The following is a 23,447-nucleotide window of genomic DNA, read 5'->3' on the forward strand; positions in this document are numbered from 1 at the left end:
CTGCGCAGCGGTCCAGGTGACATTTGCCGTTAATTCACCAGTTCGGGCAGCACGTAGTGTTTCACCACGTACAGCGAGCCTTCCGTGCTCAGATGCCCCGAGTCGATTTGCAGCAGCGAATCGGTGTCTTCCAGGCGTACCAGGCAGGCGTCGGCGACGCACAGTTTGTCGATCAATGACACGAACTGGATGCCCGCCGATTCGGCCAGTTGTCGGGCCGGCTGATCTACCGCCATCACCCCCTGATCGAGGGCCGGATCGCTGATGTGTGATTCATTCAGGCCCCAATGGCGGTTGGCGATGACACTGGGCAGCGACGGATTCCATTGTGGCAACGGGCCGATCAACACCACATGCTTCACACCGTAGCCTTTGAGCCGGATCGCGATGCCGTTCCAGTCGGTCCGGTCATGCCCGTCCTTCTGGGCGATGACCACCGTGTTCGGGCGCAGCGTTTCGATGCTGTGCAGTGCCAGTCGGTTGGAGTAGTCACAAGCCCTGCTGGTCGGCGAGGTTCGGCCCTGATGAACACTCAGGCTGGCACGGCAACTGGCCGAGGCCACCTGATAGAACGGCGTGTTCTTGCTCAGTTGGGTGCGCAACCCGAGCGACAGCGCTTGCGCGTGGGAGTCGCCCCACAGAAATACGCCGCCTTCACCCTGCTTGCGCGTGCACGACTCATCGATCGCCGATTGGCCCCGCTGAGTGAACGCCGAAAACGCATCGCACTTGAGCCAGTAAGGCTCGTACAGGTTCTGCTGCCGATTGACGTAATCCTGAATGAACGAGGCCTTGTCGGACTGACTGATTTCACGCAGCGGCGACACCATGCCTTGAGTCGCGCTCACCGCCGTGCCGCCGACGAACACGAGTACGACCAGCGTGCCCAATGCGGGGAATATCCAGCGCTGCTCCCGCCGCGAACGGCCCGTTGGCCTTTCAATCAATCCGTACGAAGCCATGGCCAGTAGAAACGCGACGCCGATGCCCAGCACGACATGGGCGGTATTGCCCAGCCACCCGGCGTAGTTCATCAGCACCACCACCGGCCAGTGCCAGAGGTACAGCGAGTACGACAGTTTGCCGGTCCATTGCGAGAGCGGATTGGTGGTCAGCAGCGAGTGCTGCCGGGCGGCGATGATCACCGCGAACGTGCCCAGCACCGGCAACAGCACCAGATAGCCCGGCCACAGATCCTGCACCGAGACCAGGCAGAAACTGGCCAGCATGAGCGCCAGCCCGACTGCTTCAAGAATACGTCTCTCCACCCGCTTGAGCTTGACGGGAAACAGGCAGGCCACGCCGCCCAGCAGCAACTCCCAGGCTCGGCTCGGCAGCAGGTAGAACGAAGGTTCCGGCCAGCGCGCCGAGGCGAAGACGCACAGTCCGAAGCCGGCCAGACTGCCCGTCAGAATCCACCAGCGCAGATGACGCAGAGCCACGAAACGGCTCAGCGCCAGCAACGTTATCGGGTACAGCAGGTAGAACTGCCATTCCACCGAAAGCGACCAGGTGTGCAGCAACCACTTCTCATGGGCGTTGGCGGTGAAGTAACCGGCCTCGCGCCAGTAGACGAAGTTGGAGACGAACCCCAGGCTGCTCGCGACGTGCGTGCCCAAGGCGGCGTAATCCAGCGGCAGCAGGTAGAACCAGCCCAGTGCAAGCAGGACCATGCACACCACGGCCAGTGCCGGAATGATGCGCCGCGCGCGGGATGTATAGAACCCCTTCAGGCTGAACGTCCCGTTCGTGAGGCCGCGCATGATGATCCCGGTGATCAGGTAACCCGAGATCACGAAAAACACATCTACCCCGGCAAAGCCGCCCGGCAGCCAGGCAGGATGAAAGTGAAACAGCAGCACGGCGATAACCGCGATGGCGCGCAGGCCATTGATGTCTTTTCTGAAATCCATAGGAAAGTGCCGGTCAGATGGATGATCGAGGGGACGCGTTCACGAAGGTGCAGGACGACGCGGAGTATGAAATTACTGCTTGTCAGCGATCTGGCGTGCGCCCACCTTGGGGCTCAACCTGATGATCTTGGGGAAGTGGATCAGGTTAATCGACGCCGTGCACGGGTTGCCCTCGCAGGCCCATGACTGCTCGCTGTCTACCTCGCCGCGCTCGGCGTAGGCGGTGTCGATCAGTTGCACGGGGCCGCTCATGGGGCTTTCGCTGGTGACCTGCACATCACGCGGTTTGCCGATGGCCCACGCCACCACCACGCGTTCTTCACCTTTGCTGAAGTGCAACTGATAGAGGTCCTGCGTCAGCGAGCTGGCCCGGGCATCGTAGGTAAAGTCACGCACCACCGGCGCGATGGCGTTCATCATCGTGTAGGCCGGTTTGGGCGACAGGTCTTCGTTGAGCAGCCCGAAATTGTGTTCCTGGTCATAGCGGTCCGGCCCGTCGTTGTACAGGTCGAACCACCACATGCCTTTGACGTTGGGCACGGTGCGCGCCAGAAAATAGATCCGCGCCATGTACAGCGCCTGGGTGGTTTTGCTTTTGCCGCACGGGCCCTGATGGCTGGGCCAGCCCATCTCGGTCAGGTAGATCGGCACATCGCGGCCCGCCTTGGTGCGGATGTACTGCTCGTAATCGGCCATCCAGCGCACCCAGGCTTCGGGTGTGTTGCCATCGTCCGCCGCGCAGTGGGCGTAGGGGTGCACCGAAAGGCCGTCGACGAGGTCCAGCGCGCCGCTTTCGATCAAGGGATCGGCGAACCCGAATTTCATGCCGTCAGGCGTCACCGAACCTGCCAGAATCTTCGCCTGCGGCCCGCTGACATCACGGGTGTTCTTGCGGATCACCGGCACGGTTTTCTGCACCAGCGTCACGTAATCCAGCGCCAGTTGAGGATCGGCGGATGCCTCCAGGTCCCACTCGTTCCAGATTTCGTAGTAACTGACGCGGTTGCCCAGTTGGCGGGTGACGTAATCGACGTAGTTCAGAAACGGCGTCATGACTTCGGGCGTTCGCGGTTTCCGGTTGTCGTGAAAGTATGTGCTGTAGCCCAGTATTGCCAACCGGCTCAGGTGCAGTTCCCGTGCGATGGTCAGGTAATTGCGCCACTGCGGGGTGATGCGCAATTCGTGGGGCGTTGGCGCGGCAGTCGACCAGAAGATATCGTCCTTGACCGAATTGAAGCCGGCTTCGGCGGTCAGCATCAACGGTTTTTTCGGCGGGCGGTCGAAGTTCATCAGGTGTGTCGCGATGCCGACAATGAAAGGCGCCTCGGCATGTGCCAACGGCACACAGCCCAGAAAGCCCAGCAGCGCAAGACGCGCCACGTGACGCAGGCAGACGCTCATGGCGGCCTCCTCAGCGCAGATGGGGAAGGGCGGTCAGTTGCAGGTCCGACGGTTTGGGCGTGATGAACGCCTCCTGCCTTGCGGTGATCACGTAACCGATGGCCAGTCCTGCAAACAGATTGGCAATGGCGACTTCGAACATGTCAGTGGTCCAGCTGATCAGGCACCAGCAGACGCTGATCGACAGCAGCATGCGACCGACCCGGCTTTCGTCTTCGATCAGCTTGAACAGCAGCGGAATCTGCAGCGCGTACAGCAACCCGCCCATTACGCCGAACATGGCCCACAGGTACAGCGCCGAGTTGTCCATGCCAAGGAATATCCCGGCACCTTCCACCGGAAAGATGCCCATGGTGCTGCCGACCAGACCGAAGCCTGCGCCAGTCAGCACCCAGCCTTCGCGGCTCAGGGCGTTGATCACGTTGGGCCAGGTGTTGATCAGCCGGTCATAGAACGAAGCCAGCGTGCTGCCGCTGCTGCTCACCGTGCGCGCATCGAAACTCATCACCAGCCCCAGCGTCGGCAGCAGCAGACCGATGAAGACCACCAGCACGCACAGAATCCGGCAGGTCCAGCTCATGCGCTGGATCAGCAACAGACCCATGGTCAATGCGAAGGCCCCGGCGGGCGCTTTACTGGTGGTGAGCACGATGGCGTAGAGCGCCACCGCACTGAGCAGCATCATCACCAGCCGCGAGCGCAGGAACATGAACAGGTACAGGGTATAAAACGCGATGAGGATCGACAGTACGTTGGACACCCGTGCAAACCCGGCAACGCGGTCCACCTCATCTGCGCTCCAGGTGGTGTTGGCGCTCAGCTCGGTTTCGCCCACGTTGTAGCTGTAGCCTTTCCACGGCACGGCGGTGAATTTGTCCAGTGCTACACCTGCCAGCGAGGCGAGCAGGCAGAAGCCGACGGCCCAGCAGAGCAGTTTGCGGCGATGAATCAGGTGCTCGCTGCACACCAGCCCGAACACCAGCGGGCTCAGGGCGAACAGGCTGAACGCCAGGTTATGGATGCTGGCGCGGTGCAGCATGGCCCATAGCCCGGAAATCGCCCACAGCACGATGAACGTCCAGAACAGCCGTCCGGCCTTGAACGTGCGCAGCTCCAGCGCAAACAGCAGGATGCACGCGACCTTGGGCAGATAGAGCAGAGGGCTGATCCCCGCCTTGTCGAAGTAGAAGCGCAACGCGCCGGAAAAGGTCTCGACCAGCAGCAGACTGATCGCGACCAGAACGACGACGGTGGATTTATCGAAGGAAATGATCGACGACGAATCGCCGGCTCTGTTCGCTGGATTCAGCTCCATGATGTCTGCCTTCTGAATGGCGTCTGGAAATTCGAACGGACAAAGCTACCGCCCGACGACCGCGACGGGCGGGTCGATAGAAGGGGAAGCCTGTGGGGATCAACAAGAAGTCTGGAGCGAATGCTCGCAACGGCATGACAAGACGTATATCAGTCGCAGTTCGGGAAACTGTCAATTAATTCGTCAGGATTGGCGGATTATCCGATGAGTGCCGCCTGACGTATCGCTTTCGTGGACAAGTCCACTCCTACAGGGTTGTGCACCAGCCAGCGGGAAACAGTAGAAGCGGACGAATCCGCTCCTGCTCCGTGGGTCAAGGATACTTGCGACGGTCCGGTGCTGGCGGGAAGTACTGATACAGCCACGTCTCGCTCAGGGTGCGGTCGCCGGTGCGGATGAACATGCGCATTTCCACAGGCTCGACCGAGTCGCTGTCAGGCACCCAGTCGAAGGTGATGCGATAACCCTTGATGTCCGGCAGGACCAGGATGTTGAAGTCCTGCACCTTGCCGTGGGTTACGGTCACGATCGGTTCGATGCCCGTGCCTTCCGGCAAGCGGTCCAGACCGCCGCCGTGGAAGTCCACCGCGAAACGGCGGGCCCAGGTTTTCGGGTAATGCTCGCCCGGCGCCCAGCCTTCCAGGAAGCCGCCCATGCCGGAACGTGTGGCATGCACCTGCGCCAGCGGCGTGCTCACCGGCGGTAGCGGGCTCCAGAACAGTTTGTAGCCATAGTTCAGCGAATCGCCGGCCTTGACCGGGGTTTTCGGTGTCCAGAACACCACGATGTTGTCCATGGTTTCGCCAGTGGTCGGCAGCTCCAGCAGGCTGACTTCACCCTCGCCCCACGGCGTGATCGGCTCGACCCACAGGCTTGGACGGCGGCTGTACCAGACCACGGTGTCCTGATAACTGGAGAACTCGTGATCGCTCTGCACCAGACCGAAACCTTTCGGGTCATTGTCCGAGAACGCACTGAACTGCGGCTTGGCCGGGTTGTTGAGCGGACGGCAGATCCATTCGCCGTTGCCGCGCCACATCGACAGGCGATCCGAGTCGTGGATCTGCGGGTGGATGGTGTCGCACATGCGGCGCTCGTGAGTGCCGCAACTGAACATACTGGTCATCGGTGAAATGCCCAGCTGCTGGATGTCGACGCGGGCGTTGATGTGCGCGTCGATCTCCATCACCACCTGACCGGCCTGGCAATCGATGTCGAAGCGATAGGCGCCGGTCGCGCTCGGCGAGTCGAGCAGGGCGTAGACCACGAAGCGCGTGGCGTTCTTGTCCGGAGTTTCGAACCAGAACTTGGTGAAGTCCGGGAATTCTTCCTGACGCTTGGCGTAGCTGTCGATGGCCAGGCCGCGCGCCGACAGTCCGTACTGTTTGTTGCTGTCGACGGCGCGGAAGTAACTGGCACCGAGGAACGAAACCACATCGTTAATGGCGATTTCAGGCGCCTTGAACAGCTTGAAGCCGGCAAAGCCCAGATCGCCCTTGACCAGGTTCTTGTCGATGCCGCTGCTTTCGTAGTTGAACAGGTCGTGGCGGAAGTGCACCTCACGTGCCTGCTTGGTCTCCTTGTCGACGCTGTACATGCGCACCGGCGTCTTGAAGCCTGCGCCGACGTGGAAGAAATGCACGTCCAGCTGGCCGTGAACGTCTTTCCACAAGGAGTGTGCCGGGTCGTAGCGAATTGCGTTGAACTGCTGTGGGGTCAAGTTTGCCAACACCGGTGGCAACACCTGCTTGGTGCTCACATAACCTTTGCCAGCCAGCTTTTTCGCATGTGCTTGCAACTCTGCAAAATCGAAATGCTCGATCTCGCCATCGGCTGCTGCGGCCAGTGCGCGGGCCGCAAAAAGCCCTGAAGCCGACACGCTGCTATAAGCGGCCAACGCCATGGAAGCTTTCAGGAGATTCCTGCGATTCATAAGGGTGAAGCCTCTAGGTAATTCTGTGCGTCCTGCACAAAAAATGGCGCGCCAACGACTCCTTGCCGAACGCAAACTACCCACAACAGATAACAAAGACGAGATCCGGTTCGAAAATAGGCCGAAAAAAAACGCCGCTCATCCTCGACGATGGCGGCGTTGGCGGTGCAAAAACGCTGATTTTCAGGACTGTGTCGGCTGACCGGTCACGCTCATCGCCGCTTGGCGCAAGGCTTCCGAGCGAGTCGGGTGTGGATGGCTGGTCAGCGCGATGTCTTCGGAAGACGCCGAGAACTCCATGGCCACGCAATATTCAGCAATCATTTCACTGACCGACGGACCCACCAGATGCACCCCCAGCACCTCGTCGGTGTGCTCATCGGCCAGCACTTTGGCGAAACCTTCTGTCTCGTGGTTGACCTTGGCCCGGCTGTTGGCACTGAACGGAAACTTGCCGACCTTATAAGCGCGGCCTTCGGATTTGAGCTGCTCCTCGGTTTTGCCGACGCTGGCCAGTTCCGGTTGCGTGTAGATCACGTTGGGGATCAGGTTGTAATTGACCTCGCCGGCCTTGCCCGCAATCCGCTCCAGACAGACGCTGGCTTCATCCTCGGCCTTGTGGGCGAGCATCGCCCCGGACGTGACGTCGCCAATGACCCAGACATTCGGCACCGAGGTGCGATGCCCCTCGTTTTCGAGTACGCCGCGCTTGTTGACCTCAAGCCCGATGGTTTCCAGGCCCAGCCCCTTGGTGACCGGACGACGCCCGATGGACACCAGCACGTAATCGGCTTCGATGGTTTCGCTTTCGCCCCCCGACGCAGGCTCCACCGTCAGCGTCACGCCGTGTTCGGAACTGACGGCCGAGGTGACCTTCGAATTGAGCTTGAACGCCATGCCTTGGCGCGAGAGCGAGCGGTGCAGCGTCTTGCCGGCCTCAAGGTCGGTGCCGTGGGCGACATGATCGAGAAACTCCACCACCGTCACCTGCGCGCCGAGCCTGCGCCACACCGAACCCAGCTCCAGCCCGATCACGCCTGCGCCGATGACCACCAGATGTTTGGGCACCTGCGCCAGCGCGAGGGCGCCGGTGGAGTCCAGAACGCGCTTGTTGTCGATCTCCACGCCCGGCAGCGGTGTCGGTTCCGAGCCGGTGGCGATGACAATGTCCTTGGCCAGCAACTCGGTTTCCTGACCCTGATGGTCGGTGACGATGACTTTGCCGGGCCCTGCGATGCGCCCCCAGCCCTTGATCCACTCGGCCTTGTACTTGCGAAACAGAAACTCGATGCCTTTGGTCAGCGCCAGCACGCTCTCGTTCTTCTGCTTTTGCATCTGGGCCAGGTTGAGCGTGGGCTTGACCTCGATACCCAGTCTGGCAAATGCGTCGCCGGCCGCGGCTTCGTAGAGCTCGGAAGCGTGTAGCAAGGCCTTGGATGGAATGCAGCCTACGTTCAGGCAAGTGCCGCCGAGGGTTTCGCGCCCTTCGACACAGGCCACCGACAAGCCCAGCTGACCTGCGCGGATGGCCGCGTTGTAGCCGCCCGGTCCGCCGCCGATTATCACTACGTCATAGCTGCTCATTGCTCGCTCCTGTCTGGTTCATGGCCGTTCAGGCCAGCGTAGCCCGCACCGCCGCGGTTGTATTGATGACGTTCGTAATGTTTACTTGTTCAGCGGCCTTGCGCAAGTGCTGTCAGGTCCACCAGTACCGCACCAGATGGAAAAAGATCGGCGCGGCGAAACACACCGAGTCCAGACGGTCGAGCATGCCGCCGTGACCTTCGATCATGTGGCCCCAGTCTTTCACGCCCCGATCACGCTTGATCGCTGACATCACGATGCCGCCTGCGAAACCCAACAGGTTGATGAGCAATGCAATCAACGCTGACTGCCACGGGTTGAACGGGGTGATCCACCACAACGCACCGCCGATCAGCGAGGCCAGGGCGATACCGCCGACAAAGCCTTCGACGGTTTTGGACGGCGACAGGTTGGGCGCGATCTTGCGTTTGCCGAACAGCTTGCCGCACACGTATTGCAGCACGTCCGAGATCTGCACCACGATCACCAGATAAGCGATCAGCAGCAGATTGCGGCCTTCGTAACCGGCGATTTCCAGGGTCAGCAGCGCCGGGACGTAGGACACGCAGAACACCGCGATCATAAGGCCCCATTGAACCTTCGATGCGCGCTCCAGGAAGTGTTTGCTGTCACCGCCCAGCGAAGCGAGGATCGGCAGCAGCAGGAATACGTAGACCGGGATGAAGATCGAGAACAGCCCGTACCAGTTCATCGCGATCAACACGTACTGCAGTGGCAATGCCAGGTAGAACGCGGCGACCAGCGCGGGGTAATCGCTGCGTCGTGTCGGCGTCAGGGTCAGGAACTCGCGCAAGGCGTAGAACGATACGGCGTAGAACAGCAGAATGACCGCGCCCTGGCCAAGCCAGAACGCAATGCCAATCACCACCACCATCACCCACCACGCGTTGATCCTGGCGTTGAGGTTGTCGATCACGGCATTGGGGCCGCCAGCCCTGCGCTTGAGCACATAGCCGATCAGCGAGGCCAGCAGCAGGACCGCGCCGATGCCCATGAACAGCAATTGAGTCTGGTTATCCATTACAGCGGCTCCGGTGCCAGGGCCAGCAGTGCGTCGCGACTGCGGGCAAGGAATTGCTCTTTGCTTTCTTCACTGTCCAGGCGCAAGGGCGCGCCAAAGCTGGTTGTGCATAACAACGGCAACGGCAGCATGCGGCCCTTGGGCATGACGCGGTTCAGATTGGATATCCACACCGGCACCAGATCCACCTGTGGATAACGCTGCGCGAGGTGGTACAGCCCGCTTTTGAACGGCAGCAGGCCTTCATCAGGGTTGCGCGTGCCCTCGGGAAACAGGATCAGCGAGTCGCCGTTTTCCAGCGCATCGAGCATCGGCTGTAACGGATTGCTGACCGGCGTGTCTGCCGTCTTGCTGCGATTGCGTTCGACCAGCACGCCATTGAACACACGGTTGATGATGTAGCGCCGTAGCGGGCTGGACTGCCAGTAATCGGCACCGGCGACCGGCCGGGCGGATTTGCGCAGGGCTGGCGGTAGCGAGGCCCACAGCAATACGAAGTCGCCGTGGCTGCTGTGGTTGGCGTAATAGATCCGCTGCCTGAGTTCAGGCGTGCAACCCAGCCACAGGCTGCGCGCACCGGTAATACTGCGCGCACCGGCAGTAATGAGCGTGGCGACCAGGGGTTCGAACATGACGATTCCTATTGAGCAAAGGACAGCCAGGGAAAGATGAAAATGACGCCCAGCAGCCAGAGCAACTGCAGCACGATGTAGCGCACTTGCAGACGCAGTTGCCGAAGCGCGCCCTGCGTTCGCAGGGCCCAGGTACGACCGGCCTTCTGCGCCGGTTGCAGTCGCAGTTCGGCGAGCACCTGGTCGAGCTCCTGGGTGCGATCACTCAGCTGGCTTGGCCGGTCGGCCATGTGCTGAAACAGATCGGCGTCGAACGCGACCCGAAACGCCTGAGACTTGGCCAGTGCGCCGGTCAGCACCATGCAAGCGATGAGCATCAGCGTCAGGGCATTGGCCACATTTATCCACAGCTGGACGAGACCGAACAGCAGACTCAGCAACAACAGACCTGTGGACAAATAATCCAGTGATTTGCCTCGACGAAGTAACGCGGCAACGACATGCAGCTGCATTTCCGATGACATCAATGAGCACTCCTGTGAGTAAGTCGGTTCAACACACGATCAGCTCGTGGCAGCAACGTGCAGGGTTCGTTCCCTGATGGTGTCCGCATTGAACTCAGTCAAGTTATCCACATGCGCGGCGCCCAGCACTACACTTGGTCGGGCCGTGCGAATCAGCGTCAGTGCGTTTTCCACAGACCGGGCACGTTCGCTCTGTAACAGCCACGCGGCCACCGCCATGGCGCTGCGTGAGTATCCCAACGCGCAACACACCAGCAACGGACCGTGCGCGTGCAAGCGTTCGATGACGTCTGCAGCCTGCCTGCATTGCTCGACCGTCAGCGGCACCAGATCCAGCGCCGCCACCTGTTGATAACTTCGTGAACTGGCACGTAGTGGCAACTCGGCGCAGATATCCACAACCGCCATGAACGGCTGTAACTGGTTCGCGCTGGGCAGGCGGCCGAGCCAGACTGTGTCCACAACCCGATCGGGTTCGGGTCGCCGTTTTGTCCACAGCCGTGAGTTGATCCATGCACCGAGCAGGTAAGGGGCGAGCAGCCACGAGGCGGCCGGGCTCAAACGCCCATTGGCACGCTTCTGAAAACCGGCCGCGTCGAACAACAGATAGTTGAGTGCCACCAATAGCAGCGACACCATCGGCCACGCCAGCCATAGCCAGCCTGAGCGCAGGCCGAACACCGGTATCGCCAGCAGCAGCGCGCCAATGCCGTAATACGCCGCGAGTCTGAGCCGCTGCGGCTGGCGCGTCAGGCGAGCGGACAGCAGCGGACTGCGGCCTTCGTCCGGCCAGAGCCAGACGCATAGCCAGCCGGCCAACGCACCTGTGGGTAAGTCGATGAAGTGATGCTGGTAGGTGGTGAGTACTGAAACGCCGATCAGCGCGAACCAACTGTGCAGCAACCAGCGCCATGCGACGTGAAAGTGCCGTGCGTAGCGGTCGTAGCAGACCCACAGCACCACGAGCAACGCGATGTGCAGCGAGGGTGCCTGATTGAAGGGTTTGTCAAAGCCTGCCAGCACCGCGAACAACCAGCCGAACACGCCGTCCAGTTCCGGACGCTCGAAAGTGAAGCGCAGCGGCCAGAGTAGAAAGCAACTGACGGCAATCAACTGCGCGCTGAACAGGCGTAATGCATGGGTATCGAGTTCGCGACGGGTCAGGCAGGCCAACAATGAAAAACCGTACAGCAGGTCAATGGACCAGTAGGGCACGATGGTCCACGCCCAGAACGGCATTTGGGTTTCCCAGCCGAATGCCATGCTGCCGACGTCACTGCGCTGGGCGGTGTACCAGGTAGCAAAGCCGTAGCTGGCGAAAAAGAACGGTGCCAGCACCAGCAGCCAGACTACCGCTCTTTTCCACAGGCCCGCTTCGCGAACCCCGTTCACTGAATGCGCTGCGCGAGGGATACCGTGAAAATCCCCCATTCATCCACGCGCTGGGTGATCTTGCGAAAGCCGGCGGCCTCGACCAGTTGATCCATCTCCGACTGGCTGCGACGGCGCATCACCCAGGCCTGGCCCTGACGATGGCTGGTCAGAGCGCGGGCGATCAGTTCCAGTTGCGGGTGCCACGGCTGACCGGTGTAGACCAGATAGCCGCCTGGCTCGACGGCGGCGGCCAGCCCGGCCAGCGAATCGCCCACCATTTGATTGCTGGAAAACAGCTCATACAGACCCGACACCACCGCCAGCGTCGGCCTGGGGTCCAGCGCTGCCAGATCGTCGCGGTCGAAGGCGTCGCCCTTGACGAAGCGTGCCACGTCTTCGAGGTCCTTCTGCTCAATCAGCAGGCTGCCGTCGCGGACATTAATGTCGCTGTAATCGCGCAACAGGATCGACTCCGGCAGCGGATCGACGCCCTGCAGCGATTCAAGAATGTACCGGCCATGCCCGGCGGCGATATCGACAATGCGCACCGGTTTGCCCTGATTGCGCAAGTGCGCCATTGCCAGGCGCAACAGTTCTTCGGCGTGCAGCTTGCGCTGACGAATGCCGCGCCAGCCGATGGATTGCAGGTAGTTCTTGTCGATCATCCGGCCCAGCGCGCCCGTCCCCGTAGGCTTGTTGCGATACACGTAATCCAGCGTGCTGCCGGAGTCGAAGCCGGTGTCGAAGCCCAGCTTGACCCCTGTGGATAACTTGCTGCCCAGACGCATGCTGGCGCGGGTCATACGCCAGTACAGATCACGCAGCGAATTGTGCGGCAGCGGCGCGGCCAGTTCTTCGGACTCGGCACACGTCACGCCCAGCCTGTCAGCGTCCAGCAGGGAAGGGCGCAGCATCGGGCTTTCGAAATTCTGCAGCACGAAGCGCCGCGCACGGCTGATCGCCAGATGCCGATCCCGCTCGCCGAGGGTGTCGTGGAAGAAGCCCGGCAGAATGTGTTTTTCCTTGCGCACGCTGCCGAGCCTGTCGAAAAAGCGCTCCTGCGGGCCGCGATGCACCACAAAGTCTGCGCCCGAGATCAGCAGTTGGGTCGGGATCTGAATGGCCTGCGCATCGGCGACCACCCGGTCGGCGGCTTCGTACAGGCCCAGCAGAACATTCACCGAGATCGCCTTGGTGATCAGCGGGTCGCTGTCGTAAGACGCAATACGCTGTGGATCGTGGCTGAGGAACCGTGCCTTGACGTAGCTGTTGACGAAAAAGTTGCCTTTGAACCGGCGCAGCAGTGCCAGCCCCGAACGGGCGAAAGGCACGTAGAGCTTGACCTTGAAGGCCGGCGAGGCGAGCACCAGAGCGCGGATCTTCGGCGCGTAATCGTGCGCCCATGTCGCGGCGATGACAGCCCCGACGCTCTGCGCAATCACGGCCATGTTCTCTTCGGCGATATCGAACGTTGCACTCAGGTGATCGACGAAAGTCTGCACATCACGCACGCTGGTCGCAAAGTCGGGGCTGTCGCCGCGAGCACCGGGCGACTGGCCGTGGCCGCGCGCATCCCAAGCGAAAAAATCGAAACCCGGCAGGTCCAGTTCATCGACCAGATGCGCGATGCGTCCCGAGTGTTCGTGACCACGGTGAAACAGCAAGACGGCCTGTCGCGGCGCATCGACGGGCGACGTTAGCGCCGGCCAGTGGCGGTAGAACAGCTCTACCCCGTCATGAGTCGTGAAGCGCCGATCGTTCATCTCACGCATTGCAACGTCCTTGAGCCGGTGGCTTCTGGCTGCTTATTCTTGAGGGGAAGTGGGTTCGTCCAGACCGCGTCGAACACGGTTGTAGAGCGTATAGATCAGCAGGACACAGACAATCGCCAGCACGCCATTTATCCACAGGGGCGCGAGCCAGCCGACTGCTACGCCCGCGCCAAGCATGCCGAACACAAGGGCGCGGTCGCTCTTGCCCATCGGGCCGTCGTAGCGCCGGGATGCGCCGACCATCGGCCCGAGAACGCCCGCGTATTCGGTAAAGATTGCCAGCAGGGTGACCAGCAGCACCAGTGTCGGGCTGACATCGGGAAGCAGCGCAAACGGCAGAAACAGCGCGCTGTCGGCAATGACGTCGGTCAGCTCATTGAGGTAGGCGCCGAGCCGGGATTTCTGGCCGAATTCGCGGGCGAGCATGCCGTCTATGGCGTTGAGTGCCATGCGCAGGATCATCCACAGCGGGATCAGCGCGAACACGGCGTAGTGGGGAATGGATAACGCCACGATGGCGCCGATCAGCAACGACACGAAGCAGGCTGCCAGCGTGACTTGATTGGCGGTCACGCCACGGTCGTACAGGCGCTGTGCAGCCGGCCGCAGCAGGTTTTGAAAGCGGGGTTTGAGCTGATAGATAGAAATCAACGAAGAGCATCCGTGTCTGTGGATAACTACGCACGCTGTGCACGTTTTTCAGCTGCGCCAGCCAGGCCGCTAGTGAAACATAATGTGACCTGTATCACGCAGTGCTGTTTGTGCGATATGTCTCACGATTGAGAAAATTCGTTACCCGAATGACCGACCTGAACGGTCGTTGAACCTGACAAAAGTTTTATAACGCCTGTTACATCATAACGTTATGATGCGACGGCATTCAGACCGCCAGTGCAGGCCTGCGACAGGCCGATGGCGACAAAGAGGCGGGTTCGGGGTGGTGATGCGGGTTGATCTGGATGTAGAGCACGCAGACCTTGAGGGTCTGCCGCGTTTTCAAATGGCTGCACGCCAGGCTCGACGCCTCGCACGGTTCATGTACACCACCGCAGGGTTGGGTGTTGCCGGGCTGCTGCTGGCATTTTTCATCGATCTTTTTTCTCCCGGCTCGCTGTGGATGGCCGTACTGGTCAACAGCGGTGCCGCGCTGCTGCTATTGGCTGCGGGTCTGCAATCGGCCCGCAGTGTGGCGCTCTGGCGCATCCGGGCGCTGGACTCGGCGATCACCACAGAGTCCGTCGTTTCAGCCACCGATGCAGATGACACCGGCTGGTATGAACGTCTGCTCACCCGCCTGAGTGAATCCGGCGAATCGCTGCTGCAGCAGATCGGTCTCTCGACCCTGTGGCTTGCCGGTTGGGCGTTGCTGGTTCTGCTCAGTATTCAGGCGATCTGGAACCTGACCTTGCTCGGCAATGACATCTCGGCGCTGGCCAACCTGGCAGGCAGCGCGATGCTGCTCCTGGCGTTCGGTTTACTGGTTTTCGAGCGCCAGTTGAACAGCGAGACGCAGTGGCCGGAAGCCGAACCGCTTTCCCGACTGGCGCGCGTAGCGATCGTTGTGCTGCTGGTCGCCGCGCTGTGCCTGTTTTTCTCCAGTACCGAGCGCGTCTGGCCGGCACGGCTGGCCGTGCTGATCGGGTTGCTGCCAATGGCGATCGCGATCGAGTTTCTGCTGCGTGCCGCACTGTCGTTGTTCAGCCCGCGCAACGAGCGTCTCGAACCGCGCCTGTTGGCCGGCAGTTTCATTGCCGACCTGTTGCGCTGGCCGCCGCGTCCGCTGCTGGCCTTGCAACACGAACTGCACAACCGCTTCGGCATCGACCTGCGTCAGATCTGGGCGTTTACTTACATGCGCCGTGCCTTCCTGCCGGTGCTGGCGGTTGTCGCGGCGCTGGGTTGGGTGCTGACCGGCGTGCACGAGATTCCGCTGCAGGGGCGGGGCATCTATGAGCGGTTCGGCAAGCCGGTCGATGTGTTCGATCCCGGATTGCACGCAGGCTTGCCGTGGCCGTTCGGTCGCGTGCTCGCGGTGGAAAACGGCGTGGTTCACGAACTGGCGACCAGCGTGTCGCAGGCCAGTGACGCCGAGCAGGTTGCCGATCCTGCCGAAGGTCCGCCACCGGACAGCGCCAACCGCTTGTGGGATGCCAGCCACATCAATGAGAAATCTCAGGTCATTGCCAGCAGCGCAGGCGTCAAACAAAGCTTTCAGATCGTCAACATGGACGTGCGCTTCGTTTACCGCATCGGTCTGACGGATGCTGCGGCGCTGGCCGCGACCTACAACAGCGCCGATGTGCCAGCGCTGATCCGCAGCACCGCGAGCCGCGTGCTGGTGCACGATTTTGCCTCGCGCACCCTCGATGAGTTGCTCGGCGAGCAACGCAGCGGTCTGGCCGATGACATTGGCAAGGCCGTGCAGGACGACCTGCAGCGACTGGACAGTGGAGTGGAAATCCTGGCCACTGTGGTCGAAGCGATCCATCCGCCAGCCGGTGCCGCCAACGCTTACCACGCTGTACAGGCGGCGCAGATTGGCGCGCAAGCGCTGATTTCCCGCGAGCGCGGCGCGGCCAGCGACAAGGCCAATCAGGCGCAGCTCAACGCCAGTGTCGCCCACGATCAAGCCAGTGCCACCGCCCGGGAAGTGCTGGCCACCGCCCAAGGCGCAGACCTGCGTTTCAGCGCCGAGCAGCAGGCGTACAGCCGCGCAGGGCAAGCCTTTCTGCTGGAGCATTACCTGTCGCGCCTCACCGAAGGTCTGGGCAACGCGAAGCTGCTGATACTCGATCATCGTCTGGGCGGCGCCAACGCGCCGACCATTGACCTGCGTTCTTTCACGCCACCGGCAGACCCAACGGCGCCGCGTAAAGCCGTTCAGTAAGGAGTCGTCCCTTGAGTCTGTTCCATCATCATCACGATCACGGCGACCATGACCACAGCGGTCGTGGCCATCACCACCACCATCATCACGAGGCAACAGGGTCGGCCGCGTTTCCCTGGCGGCGGGCCGCTCTGGCTGCGGTGCTGATTGCATTCGCCGTGGCGGCGGCGAGTCTGGTGCAGGTGCGCTCGGGCGAGGCGACGGTCGTCACCCGTTTCGGCAATCCGTCACGGGTTTTGCTGGAGCCGGGCTTGAACTGGCGCTGGCCTGCGCCGTTCGAGGCGACCATCCCGGTGGACCTGCGCCTGCGTACTACCTCCAGCGGTTTGCAGGATGTCGGCACGCGTGACGGCTTGCGGATCATCGTTCAGGCCTACGTGGCCTGGCAGGTTCAAGGTGACGCAGACAACGTGCAGCGCTTCATGCGGGCGGTGCAGAACCAGCCGGATGAAGCGGCGCGGCAGATCCGCACCTTCGTCGGTTCGGCGCTTGAAACCACGGCCAGCAGTTTCGACCTGTCCAGCCTGATCAACACCGATGCGAACAAGGTGAATATCACGGCGTTCGAGAATCAGCTGCGTCAGCAGATCGATCAGCAGTTGCTCGCCACTTACGGCGTACGCGTTCTGCAGGTTGGGGTCGAGCGTCTGACATTGCCATCGGTAACCCTCAACGCCACCGTTGACCGGATGCGTGCCGAGCGTGAAACCATCGCCACCGAACGCACCGCTGTGGGCAAGCGCGAAGCGGCGCAGATCCGCTCGGCGGCAGAGCGCGATGCGCGCATTGTCGAAGCCGATGCCACGGTCAAGGCGGCCGACATCGAGGCGCAATCCCGGGTTGAGGCCGCGCAGATCTACGGCCGCGCTTACGCCGGTTCGCCACAGCTTTATAACCTGCTGCGTTCGCTGGACACGCTGGGGACGGTGGTCACGCCCAGTACCCGCCTGATCCTGCGCACCGACGCCGCCCCGTTTCGCGTGCTGGTCGATGGCCCGCCAACGCTGGACGCCAGGCACGGATCGCAGCCATGAACGAGGCGGATACCGACACCACGCTGCAGCGACCGAAGCTCAACGGTCCCTGGTTACAGGCCAGCCGTCTGGCGTTTCTCGGGCTGTACGGCGTCACGTTGCTGGCGGCGCTCGGCTGGATCACCTCCAACGTGCGGCAGATCGATCCGCAGAACCGCGCCGTGGTCATGCGTTTCGGAGCGCTGGAACGTGTCCAGAATGCAGGCCTGCTGACCGCCTGGCCGCAACCGTTCGAACACGTCGTGCTGCTGCCGTCGGCTGACCGGGTGATCGAGCGGCGTGTGGAAACCCTGTTGCGTTCGCCCGCAGCCTTGAAAGCCGATGAGATCGCCACCTTGTCAGCGCCTATCAGTGATGCGCTGGCAGGCTCGGGTTTTCTGCTGACCGGTGATGCCGGTGTGGTGCAACTGGACGTGACCGTGTTCTACAAGGTAACCGACCCGTATGCTTTCGTGCTGCAAGGCGATCATGTGCAGCCTGCGCTGGACCGGCTGGTCAATCGCAGCGCGGTCGCACTGGCCGCCGCACGGGACCTGGACACCATTCTGGTCGCACGTCCTGAACTGATGGGCGCAGACAGCCAGGCGGCGGAGCGTCGCGAACGGCTGCGCGGCGATCTGGTGCGCGGCATCAACCAGCGTCTGGCCGAGTTGCGTGACACCGGGATGAGCATCGGTATCGAAGTCGCGCGGGTGGACGTGCAGTCGAGCCTGCCGACGTCTGCGGTCAACGCCTTCAATGCCGTGCTGACGGCCAGTCAACAGGCTGATCAGGCGGTGGCCAATGCCCGCACCGATGCGGAGAAGCTGACCCAGACCGCCAATCAACAAGCCGACCGAACCCTGCAAGTGGCCCACGCTCAGGCGTCCGAGCGGCTGGCCAAGGCGCAGACCGATACCGCGACCGTGGCCAGTCTGGCGCAGTCGGTGCAGAACCGCAGCGACCCGGACTTGCTGCTGCGTATTTACCGTGAGCGCGTGCCGGCGATTCTGCATCAGGCCGGTTCGGTCACCACGGTTGACCCCAAAGACGATTCCCGCCTGATCATTCAGGGAGCACAGCGATGAGTGGCGAAGCCGTTCACACCCACGCCCATGGCAAACCCGAAGCGAGCGGCAGCATGCTCAGCGGTGCCGAGCAACGAAGCGCAGCGCGACAGTTGACCCTGGCGATGCTGGCGCTGGGCTTGTTGGGGCTCGGCCTGATCTGGCGCTTCATCGCCCCCGAGCAGAACGGTGTCAGCCAACTGCTGCTGGGTGCCGCCTCGCTGCTGGTCGCGATCCCGGTGGTCAGTGCCGGCTGGCACAGCCTGCGGCACCCGAGCCTGCACGGCATCACCGATCAACTGATCGCGCTGGCGATGCTGGGTGCGTGGGCCACGGGCGACCTGATGACCGCTGCCTTGCTGCCGATCATCATGATCTTCGGTCATGTACTGGAAGAGCGCAGCGTGATCGGTTCACAGGAAGCCATCGAGGCGCTGGGTCGCCTGACACGCAGCCACGCCCGCCTGCTGGCGCCCGATGGCAGCATTCGCGAGGTGGACAACACCGCGCTGAAGGCGGGTGATCGGGTCGAGGTACGAGCCGGTGACCGGGTTCCGGCGGACGGTCGGGTACTCTCCGGCCAGGCCAGCCTCGACACCTCGTCGATTACTGGCGAGTCGGTGCCGCTGGAAGCGACTCTTGGCGTCGAGGTCTTCGGTGGCGCGATCAACCTCGATGGCCTGCTGCGCATCGAAGTAACGCGCATCGGTGACGAGTCGACGCTGGGTAAGGTCATCGCCCTGATGCAGAGCGCCGAGCGCTCCAAACCGCCGATCACGCGTCTGCTCGAACGTTATGCAGGCAGTTACATGGTGTTGGTGTTGCTGATAGCGGCGCTGACCTGGTTTATCACCCATGATGCTCAGGCGATGCTGGCAGTGTTGGTGGCGGCTTGTCCCTGTGCGCTGGTGTTGTCGGCCCCGGCGACGGCGATTGCCGGTATTGCGGTGGCGGCGCGGCACGGGATTCTGATCCGCAGTTCGGCGTTCCTCGAAGAGCTGGCCGACCTGACTTCGCTGGTGGTGGACAAGACCGGCACACTGACGTTCGGCCGTCTGCGCTTGCAGTCGATACAGGTGCGCGGCACGCAGCATGAGCAATTGCTGGAACTGGCCGCCAGCCTCGGTTCGGCCAGCAGTCACCCGGTCAGCCGCGCGCTGGCCGAGCTTGTGGACAAGTCCGCGCTGCTGCCGCTGACCGATATTCGCGAGCGCCAGGGCCTGGGCGTCGTGGCGTCCACCGGGCGAGGCGATGCGGCGCTGGGCCGACCTGAGTTGTTCGAGCAACTGGGTATCGTCGCGCCCGAGGTGCCCGAGCATGACGGACCGCTGGCCGGTCTTTCTCTGAACGGCGAATTTCTGGCCTGGCTGTTGCTGGCCGACACCCTGAAACCCGAGGCGCAGGCTGCGCTGCTGGAGTTGCGCGAACTCGGTATGGGCAGACAGCTGCTGCTGACAGGTGATCGACAGGGCGTGGCCCATCAACTGGCCCGCGAAGTCGGCATCACCGACGTGCACGCTCAGGCGCTGCCGGAGGACAAGCTCAACCGCGTGATGAGCGAGATCGCCAGCGGCTTCAGGCCGATGGTGGTTGGCGACGGCGTCAATGACTCGCTGGCGCTCAAGGCCGGTGTGGTGGGCGTGGCGATGGGGGCGGGCGGTGCCGACATTGCGCTGGCTTCAGCCGATATCGTATTGATCGGCAGCGACCTGCGGCGTCTGGGCACCTGCGTTCGTCTCAGTCGCCAGTGCCGTCAGACTCTGCAGGTCAACGTGATCATCGGCCTTGGCTGGACGCTGGCCATCGTCGCGCTGGCTGCCTTTGGTCTGCTGGGAGCGGCCGGTGCCATGATCGCCGCAATTCTGCATAACCTCAGCACCTTGCTGGTGTTGGGAAACGCCGGGCGTCTGCTACGTTTTCAGGAGCCGCTGAGTAAAGTGTGAGCGGCTTTTCAGGCATTTCACAGCGCGGTTTTGCCTCGAGTGCTCGGGCCATTTCAGTCCTTTAAGTATAAAAAATGGCTTGAGCTTTGAAGAACTCTGTTACAGATTAATAGTCATTCACCAGAGCGCGATCCAAATTCAGGCTGTCGTCTGGCTCGAGTCAGTGGGCACAGGGCTGTTCCCGGAAGTTGATTCAACGCAGTTTCGCCATCGCCAATAGCCTAGCGGCCCCTTTTGGAGGGCTTGTCTTGGATGCTCTTCTTCGAGTTTCTGGATAAGGGGGTGATTTCAAATGCTCACGCAACTTCCGTCGGCCTTGCAGAACCTTCACTTGCCGTTGCGCCTCAAGCTCTGGGACGGCCATCAAATGGACCTGGGACCCGAGCCCAGCGTCACGATTGTCGTCAAGGACCCGCGACTGGTGTCCGATTTCACTCACCCCAGCCTCGACCTGCTCGGCAGCGCCTTCGTCGAAGGGCGCCTCGAACTCGAAGGTTCCATCAGCGAAGTGGTGCGGGTCTGCGATGAGCTGACCCACGCACTGCTGGAGGAAGACGAATCCGCAACGCCGGTGCGCACGCAGCACGACAAAGACACTGACGCGGCTTCGATCTCGTATCACTACGACCTGTCCAATGACTTCTACCAGCTCTGGCTCGACAAGGAGATGGTTTACTCCTGCGCGTACTTCAAGACCGGCAACGAGTCGCTGGAACAGGCGCAGCAGGACAAATTCCACCACCTGTGCCGCAAGCTGCGTCTCAAGCCCGGCGATTACCTGCTGGATGTCGGCTGCGGATGGGGCGGGCTGGCGCGCTTCGCGGCGCGTGAGTACGGGGCGAGCGTCTTCGGTATCACCCTCAGTCGCGAGCAACTGGCGCTGGCCCGCGAACGGGTGAAGGCCGAGGGGCTGGAAGGGCAGGTCGATCTGCAATTGCTCGACTACCGCGACCTGCCGCAGGATGGGCGCTTCGACAAGGTGGTCAGCGTCGGCATGTTCGAACACGTCGGACACGCCAATCTACCGCTTTATACCCAGCGCTTGTTCGGTGCGGTGAAAGAGGGCGGTCTGGTGATGAACCATGGCATCACCGCCAGACACACCGACGGACGTCCAGTCGGGCGCGGCGCTGGCGAGTTCATCGATCGCTACGTGTTCCCCAATGGCGAACTGCCGCACATGGCCATGATCAGCGCACACATCAGCGAAGCTGGCCTTGAAGTGGTTGACGTCGAAAGCCTGCGGCCGCACTACGCCATGACCCTGCAGCACTGGAGTGCCCGCCTGGAATCACGGCTGAACGAAGCCGCCTCCATGGTCCCCGAACACACCCTGCGTATCTGGCGTTTGTACCTGGCGGGCTGCGCCTACGCGTTCGCGAGGGGCTGGATCAATCTGCATCAGATACTGGCCGTCAAACCCTTCGCCGATGGTGGGACCGGCTTGCCGCTGACGCGGGAGGATATGTATCGTTGAAGGCCACGCCCATCAAAGCCCATCAAAAGGGTCATGCGCTCACAGGATTGGCGAGATCAACCGCGCCACCCGCATGCCCAACTGATGCAGGCGACGCGTTTCGCGGCTTTCCTGAATGGAGATTTCCCTGGCCAGGGCGAAGTCGGCGTTAAGCATGGCTTCGACCTGGCTGGAGAAATCGCTGTCGACGGTCAGCAGCATCAGTTCGAAGTTGAGCCGAAACGAGCGGTTGTCGAGGTTCGCGCTGCCGATGGCGGTAATTTCGTTGTCCACCAGCACCACCTTCTGGTGCAGAAAGCCCGGCTCATAGCGAAAGACTCTGACACCTGCGCGCACGGCGTCGAAGGCGTACAGGCTAGAGGCGGCGTAGACCACGTAATGGTCCGGACGCGACGGCAGCAGCAGGCGGACGTCCACGCCGCGCAGCACGGCCAGACGCAGGGCGGCGGAGACTGCTTCGTCGGGGATGAAGTAGGGGCTGGTGATCCAGACGCGCTCTTCCGCGGCATGGATGGCCTCAACAAAGAACAGCGAGCAGGTTTCCTGAGCATCGGCCGGGCCGCTGGCCAGCAGCTGACACAGCACGCCGTCTTCGGGAAAGGTTTCCGGCAGGCTCAACGGCGGTAGTTCACGGGTCGCCCAGAACCAGTCTTCGGCGAACGATTCCTGCAGGCAAGCGACGACCGGACCGATGACTTCCACGTGCGTATCCCGCCATGGTGCCAGCGGCGGCTTGAGCCCCATGTACTCGTCGCCGACGTTATGCCCGCCCATGTAGCCTTTCAGGCCATCGACGACCACGATCTTGCGATGATTGCGGAAGTTGATCTGGAAACGGTTGAGCCAGCCACCGTGCGTGGCGAACGCCTTGATCTGCACACCGCCAGCGCGCAACGCTTCACTGTAGGCGGCGGGCAGGGCATGGCTGCCGATGCGGTCGTAGAGGACAAAAATCGCCACACCTTCGGCAGCCTTTTCCAGCAGCAGCGTTTGCAGTTGTCTCCCCAGCACGTCGTCATGAATGATGAAGAACTGCACAAGAATGGTCTGGCGTGCCTCGCGGATTGCATCGAACATTGCCTTGAAGCTGGCGTCGCCGTTGATCAGCAACCTGACCTTATTGTTGGCCAGCGCTGGCATGTGCCCCAGCTTGGGCATGGCGCGCAATGATGCATAGGCTTTGGAGCGGCGCGCTGCAACCGCTTCCTCGATCCAGGGCCGCCAGTTGAGACTGCCAATCGCCACACGCATTTCCTGGTTGGCTTCGCGACGTGCCTTGATGTACGCGTCGAACGAACTGCGGCCGAACACCAGATACGGGATCAGCGTGAAATAAGGAATGAACACCAGCGGCATCGCCCAGGCGATAGCGCCTTGGGAGGTGCGCACGGTGAGCAGTGCATGGATCGCAGCACCCGTTCCCAATAGATGTATGAAGCCCAGAACGTAACCGAAAAAATACGGGTCGTGATAATCCATGTGGAACAATGCTCCTCGGCTTTACTGCCTAACAGACCACAGCTGAACGGGAATGTCGCTATTTTATTCCCGGTGCAACTGGGCAGCGCTTGCGTCGTCTAAGCCTCATCTTCCGGCTGGTTGTCCCGGCCACGTGTATCTGTCACTGCCG

At 61.9% G+C, this 23,447-nt stretch carries 17 protein-coding genes; 5 read left to right on the plus strand and 12 right to left on the minus strand.

Annotated features, from left to right (window positions below; translation table 11 throughout):
- Positions 1-29: 29 nt before the first annotated feature.
- From BZK31_RS06215 to BZK31_RS06265, 11 genes are all read right to left on the minus strand, one after another.
- Positions 30-1,913: an acyltransferase family protein gene (locus BZK31_RS06215; RefSeq protein WP_083181915.1), complete on the minus strand. Its 1,884-nt coding sequence runs from the start codon at positions 1,911-1,913 to the stop codon at positions 30-32.
- Between the two features lie 72 nt (positions 1,914-1,985).
- The gene (locus tag BZK31_RS06220; protein WP_083181916.1) at positions 1,986-3,314 is read right to left on the minus strand and encodes a glycoside hydrolase family protein; all 1,329 of its coding nucleotides are present in this window, start codon (positions 3,312-3,314) and stop codon (positions 1,986-1,988) included.
- Between the two features lie 10 nt (positions 3,315-3,324).
- The gene (locus tag BZK31_RS06225; protein WP_083181917.1) at positions 3,325-4,629 is read right to left on the minus strand and encodes a hypothetical protein; all 1,305 of its coding nucleotides are present in this window, start codon (positions 4,627-4,629) and stop codon (positions 3,325-3,327) included.
- 313 nt (positions 4,630-4,942) lie between these two features.
- Entirely contained in the window at positions 4,943-6,562 is a 1,620-nt protein-coding gene (locus tag BZK31_RS06230) for a glucan biosynthesis protein D (RefSeq protein WP_083181918.1), read from the minus strand.
- Between the two features lie 183 nt (positions 6,563-6,745).
- Entirely contained in the window at positions 6,746-8,146 is a 1,401-nt protein-coding gene (gene lpdA / locus BZK31_RS06235; protein ID WP_083181919.1) for a dihydrolipoyl dehydrogenase, read from the minus strand.
- A gap of 112 nt (positions 8,147-8,258) precedes the next feature.
- Complete coding sequence (locus BZK31_RS06240; protein WP_083181920.1) at positions 8,259-9,188, minus strand: phosphatidate cytidylyltransferase; 930 nt, start codon at positions 9,186-9,188, stop codon at positions 8,259-8,261.
- Positions 9,188-9,820 (minus strand): lysophospholipid acyltransferase family protein, encoded by a 633-nt coding sequence (locus BZK31_RS06245; RefSeq protein ID WP_083181921.1) that lies wholly within the window; start codon positions 9,818-9,820, stop codon positions 9,188-9,190. The genes BZK31_RS06240 and BZK31_RS06245 overlap by 1 nt, the downstream gene beginning before the upstream one ends.
- 8 nt (positions 9,821-9,828) lie before the next feature.
- Complete coding sequence (locus tag BZK31_RS06250) at positions 9,829-10,284, minus strand: hypothetical protein (RefSeq protein ID WP_083181922.1); 456 nt, start codon at positions 10,282-10,284, stop codon at positions 9,829-9,831.
- 39 nt (positions 10,285-10,323) lie between these two features.
- Positions 10,324-11,676, minus strand: coding sequence for a phosphatase PAP2/dual specificity phosphatase family protein (locus tag BZK31_RS06255; protein WP_083181923.1), 1,353 nt, complete (start codon positions 11,674-11,676; stop codon positions 10,324-10,326).
- Entirely contained in the window at positions 11,673-13,430 is a 1,758-nt protein-coding gene (locus BZK31_RS06260) for a bifunctional alpha/beta hydrolase/class I SAM-dependent methyltransferase (protein WP_083181924.1), read from the minus strand. The genes BZK31_RS06255 and BZK31_RS06260 overlap by 4 nt, the downstream gene beginning before the upstream one ends.
- A gap of 33 nt (positions 13,431-13,463) precedes the next feature.
- The gene (locus BZK31_RS06265) at positions 13,464-14,081 is read right to left on the minus strand and encodes a CDP-alcohol phosphatidyltransferase family protein (protein WP_083181925.1); all 618 of its coding nucleotides are present in this window, start codon (positions 14,079-14,081) and stop codon (positions 13,464-13,466) included.
- Positions 14,082-14,373: 292 nt separating this feature from the next.
- Here BZK31_RS06265 and hflK (BZK31_RS06270) point away from each other — a divergent pair, with 292 nt between their 5' ends.
- The 5 genes from hflK (BZK31_RS06270) to cfaB all read left to right on the plus strand — a co-directional run bounded on the left by hflK (BZK31_RS06270) (position 14,374) and on the right by cfaB (position 21,817).
- Positions 14,374-16,317, plus strand: coding sequence for a protease modulator HflK (hflK, locus tag BZK31_RS06270; RefSeq protein WP_083181951.1), 1,944 nt, complete (start codon positions 14,374-14,376; stop codon positions 16,315-16,317).
- An 11-nt stretch (positions 16,318-16,328) separates the two neighbouring features.
- A complete protein-coding gene (gene hflC / locus BZK31_RS06275) occupies positions 16,329-17,351 on the plus strand; it encodes a protease modulator HflC (RefSeq protein ID WP_083181926.1) in 1,023 nt (340 codons plus the stop codon).
- Entirely contained in the window at positions 17,348-18,418 is a 1,071-nt protein-coding gene (hflK, locus tag BZK31_RS06280) for a protease modulator HflK (RefSeq protein ID WP_083181927.1), read from the plus strand. The genes hflC and hflK (BZK31_RS06280) overlap by 4 nt, the downstream gene beginning before the upstream one ends.
- Entirely contained in the window at positions 18,415-20,340 is a 1,926-nt protein-coding gene (locus BZK31_RS06285) for a heavy metal translocating P-type ATPase (RefSeq protein WP_083181928.1), read from the plus strand. Before hflK (BZK31_RS06280) ends, BZK31_RS06285 begins: the two co-directional genes overlap by 4 nt.
- 292 nt (positions 20,341-20,632) lie before the next feature.
- The gene (gene cfaB / locus BZK31_RS06290) at positions 20,633-21,817 is read left to right on the plus strand and encodes a C17 cyclopropane fatty acid synthase CfaB (protein WP_083181929.1); all 1,185 of its coding nucleotides are present in this window, start codon (positions 20,633-20,635) and stop codon (positions 21,815-21,817) included.
- A 39-nt stretch (positions 21,818-21,856) separates the two neighbouring features.
- Here the strand turns inward: cfaB and cls are convergent, their stop codons facing one another.
- Positions 21,857-23,296, minus strand: a complete 1,440-nt coding sequence (gene cls / locus BZK31_RS06295; RefSeq protein ID WP_083181930.1) for a cardiolipin synthase — start codon at positions 23,294-23,296, stop codon at positions 21,857-21,859.
- Positions 23,297-23,447: the final 151 nt, after the last annotated feature.

This window comes from Pseudomonas floridensis (assembly GCF_002087235.1).
GTDB lineage: Bacteria > Pseudomonadota > Gammaproteobacteria > Pseudomonadales > Pseudomonadaceae > Aquipseudomonas > Aquipseudomonas floridensis.

What these genes read in the sequence shown, in the direction of transcription:
- BZK31_RS06215 (WP_083181915.1), bottom strand. Translation starts at nt 1,913, where the DNA reads ATGGATTTCAGAAAAGACATCAATGGCCTGCGCGCCATCGCGGTTATC.
- BZK31_RS06220 (WP_083181916.1), bottom strand. Translation starts at nt 3,314, where the DNA reads ATGAGCGTCTGCCTGCGTCACGTGGCGCGTCTTGCGCTGCTGGGCTTT.
- BZK31_RS06225 (WP_083181917.1), bottom strand. Translation starts at nt 4,629, where the DNA reads ATGGAGCTGAATCCAGCGAACAGAGCCGGCGATTCGTCGTCGATCATT.
- BZK31_RS06230 (WP_083181918.1), bottom strand. Translation starts at nt 6,562, where the DNA reads ATGAATCGCAGGAATCTCCTGAAAGCTTCCATGGCGTTGGCCGCTTAT.
- lpdA (WP_083181919.1), bottom strand. Translation starts at nt 8,146, where the DNA reads ATGAGCAGCTATGACGTAGTGATAATCGGCGGCGGACCGGGCGGCTAC.
- BZK31_RS06240 (WP_083181920.1), bottom strand. Translation starts at nt 9,188, where the DNA reads ATGGATAACCAGACTCAATTGCTGTTCATGGGCATCGGCGCGGTCCTG.
- BZK31_RS06245 (WP_083181921.1), bottom strand. Translation starts at nt 9,820, where the DNA reads ATGTTCGAACCCCTGGTCGCCACGCTCATTACTGCCGGTGCGCGCAGT.
- BZK31_RS06250 (WP_083181922.1), bottom strand. Translation starts at nt 10,284, where the DNA reads ATGTCATCGGAAATGCAGCTGCATGTCGTTGCCGCGTTACTTCGTCGA.
- BZK31_RS06260 (WP_083181924.1), bottom strand. Translation starts at nt 13,430, where the DNA reads ATGCGTGAGATGAACGATCGGCGCTTCACGACTCATGACGGGGTAGAG.
- hflK (WP_083181951.1), top strand. Translation starts at nt 14,374, where the DNA reads ATGCGGGTTGATCTGGATGTAGAGCACGCAGACCTTGAGGGTCTGCCG.
- hflK (WP_083181927.1), top strand. Translation starts at nt 17,348, where the DNA reads ATGAACGAGGCGGATACCGACACCACGCTGCAGCGACCGAAGCTCAAC.
- BZK31_RS06285 (WP_083181928.1), top strand. Translation starts at nt 18,415, where the DNA reads ATGAGTGGCGAAGCCGTTCACACCCACGCCCATGGCAAACCCGAAGCG.
- cfaB (WP_083181929.1), top strand. Translation starts at nt 20,633, where the DNA reads ATGCTCACGCAACTTCCGTCGGCCTTGCAGAACCTTCACTTGCCGTTG.
- cls (WP_083181930.1), bottom strand. Translation starts at nt 23,296, where the DNA reads ATGGATTATCACGACCCGTATTTTTTCGGTTACGTTCTGGGCTTCATA.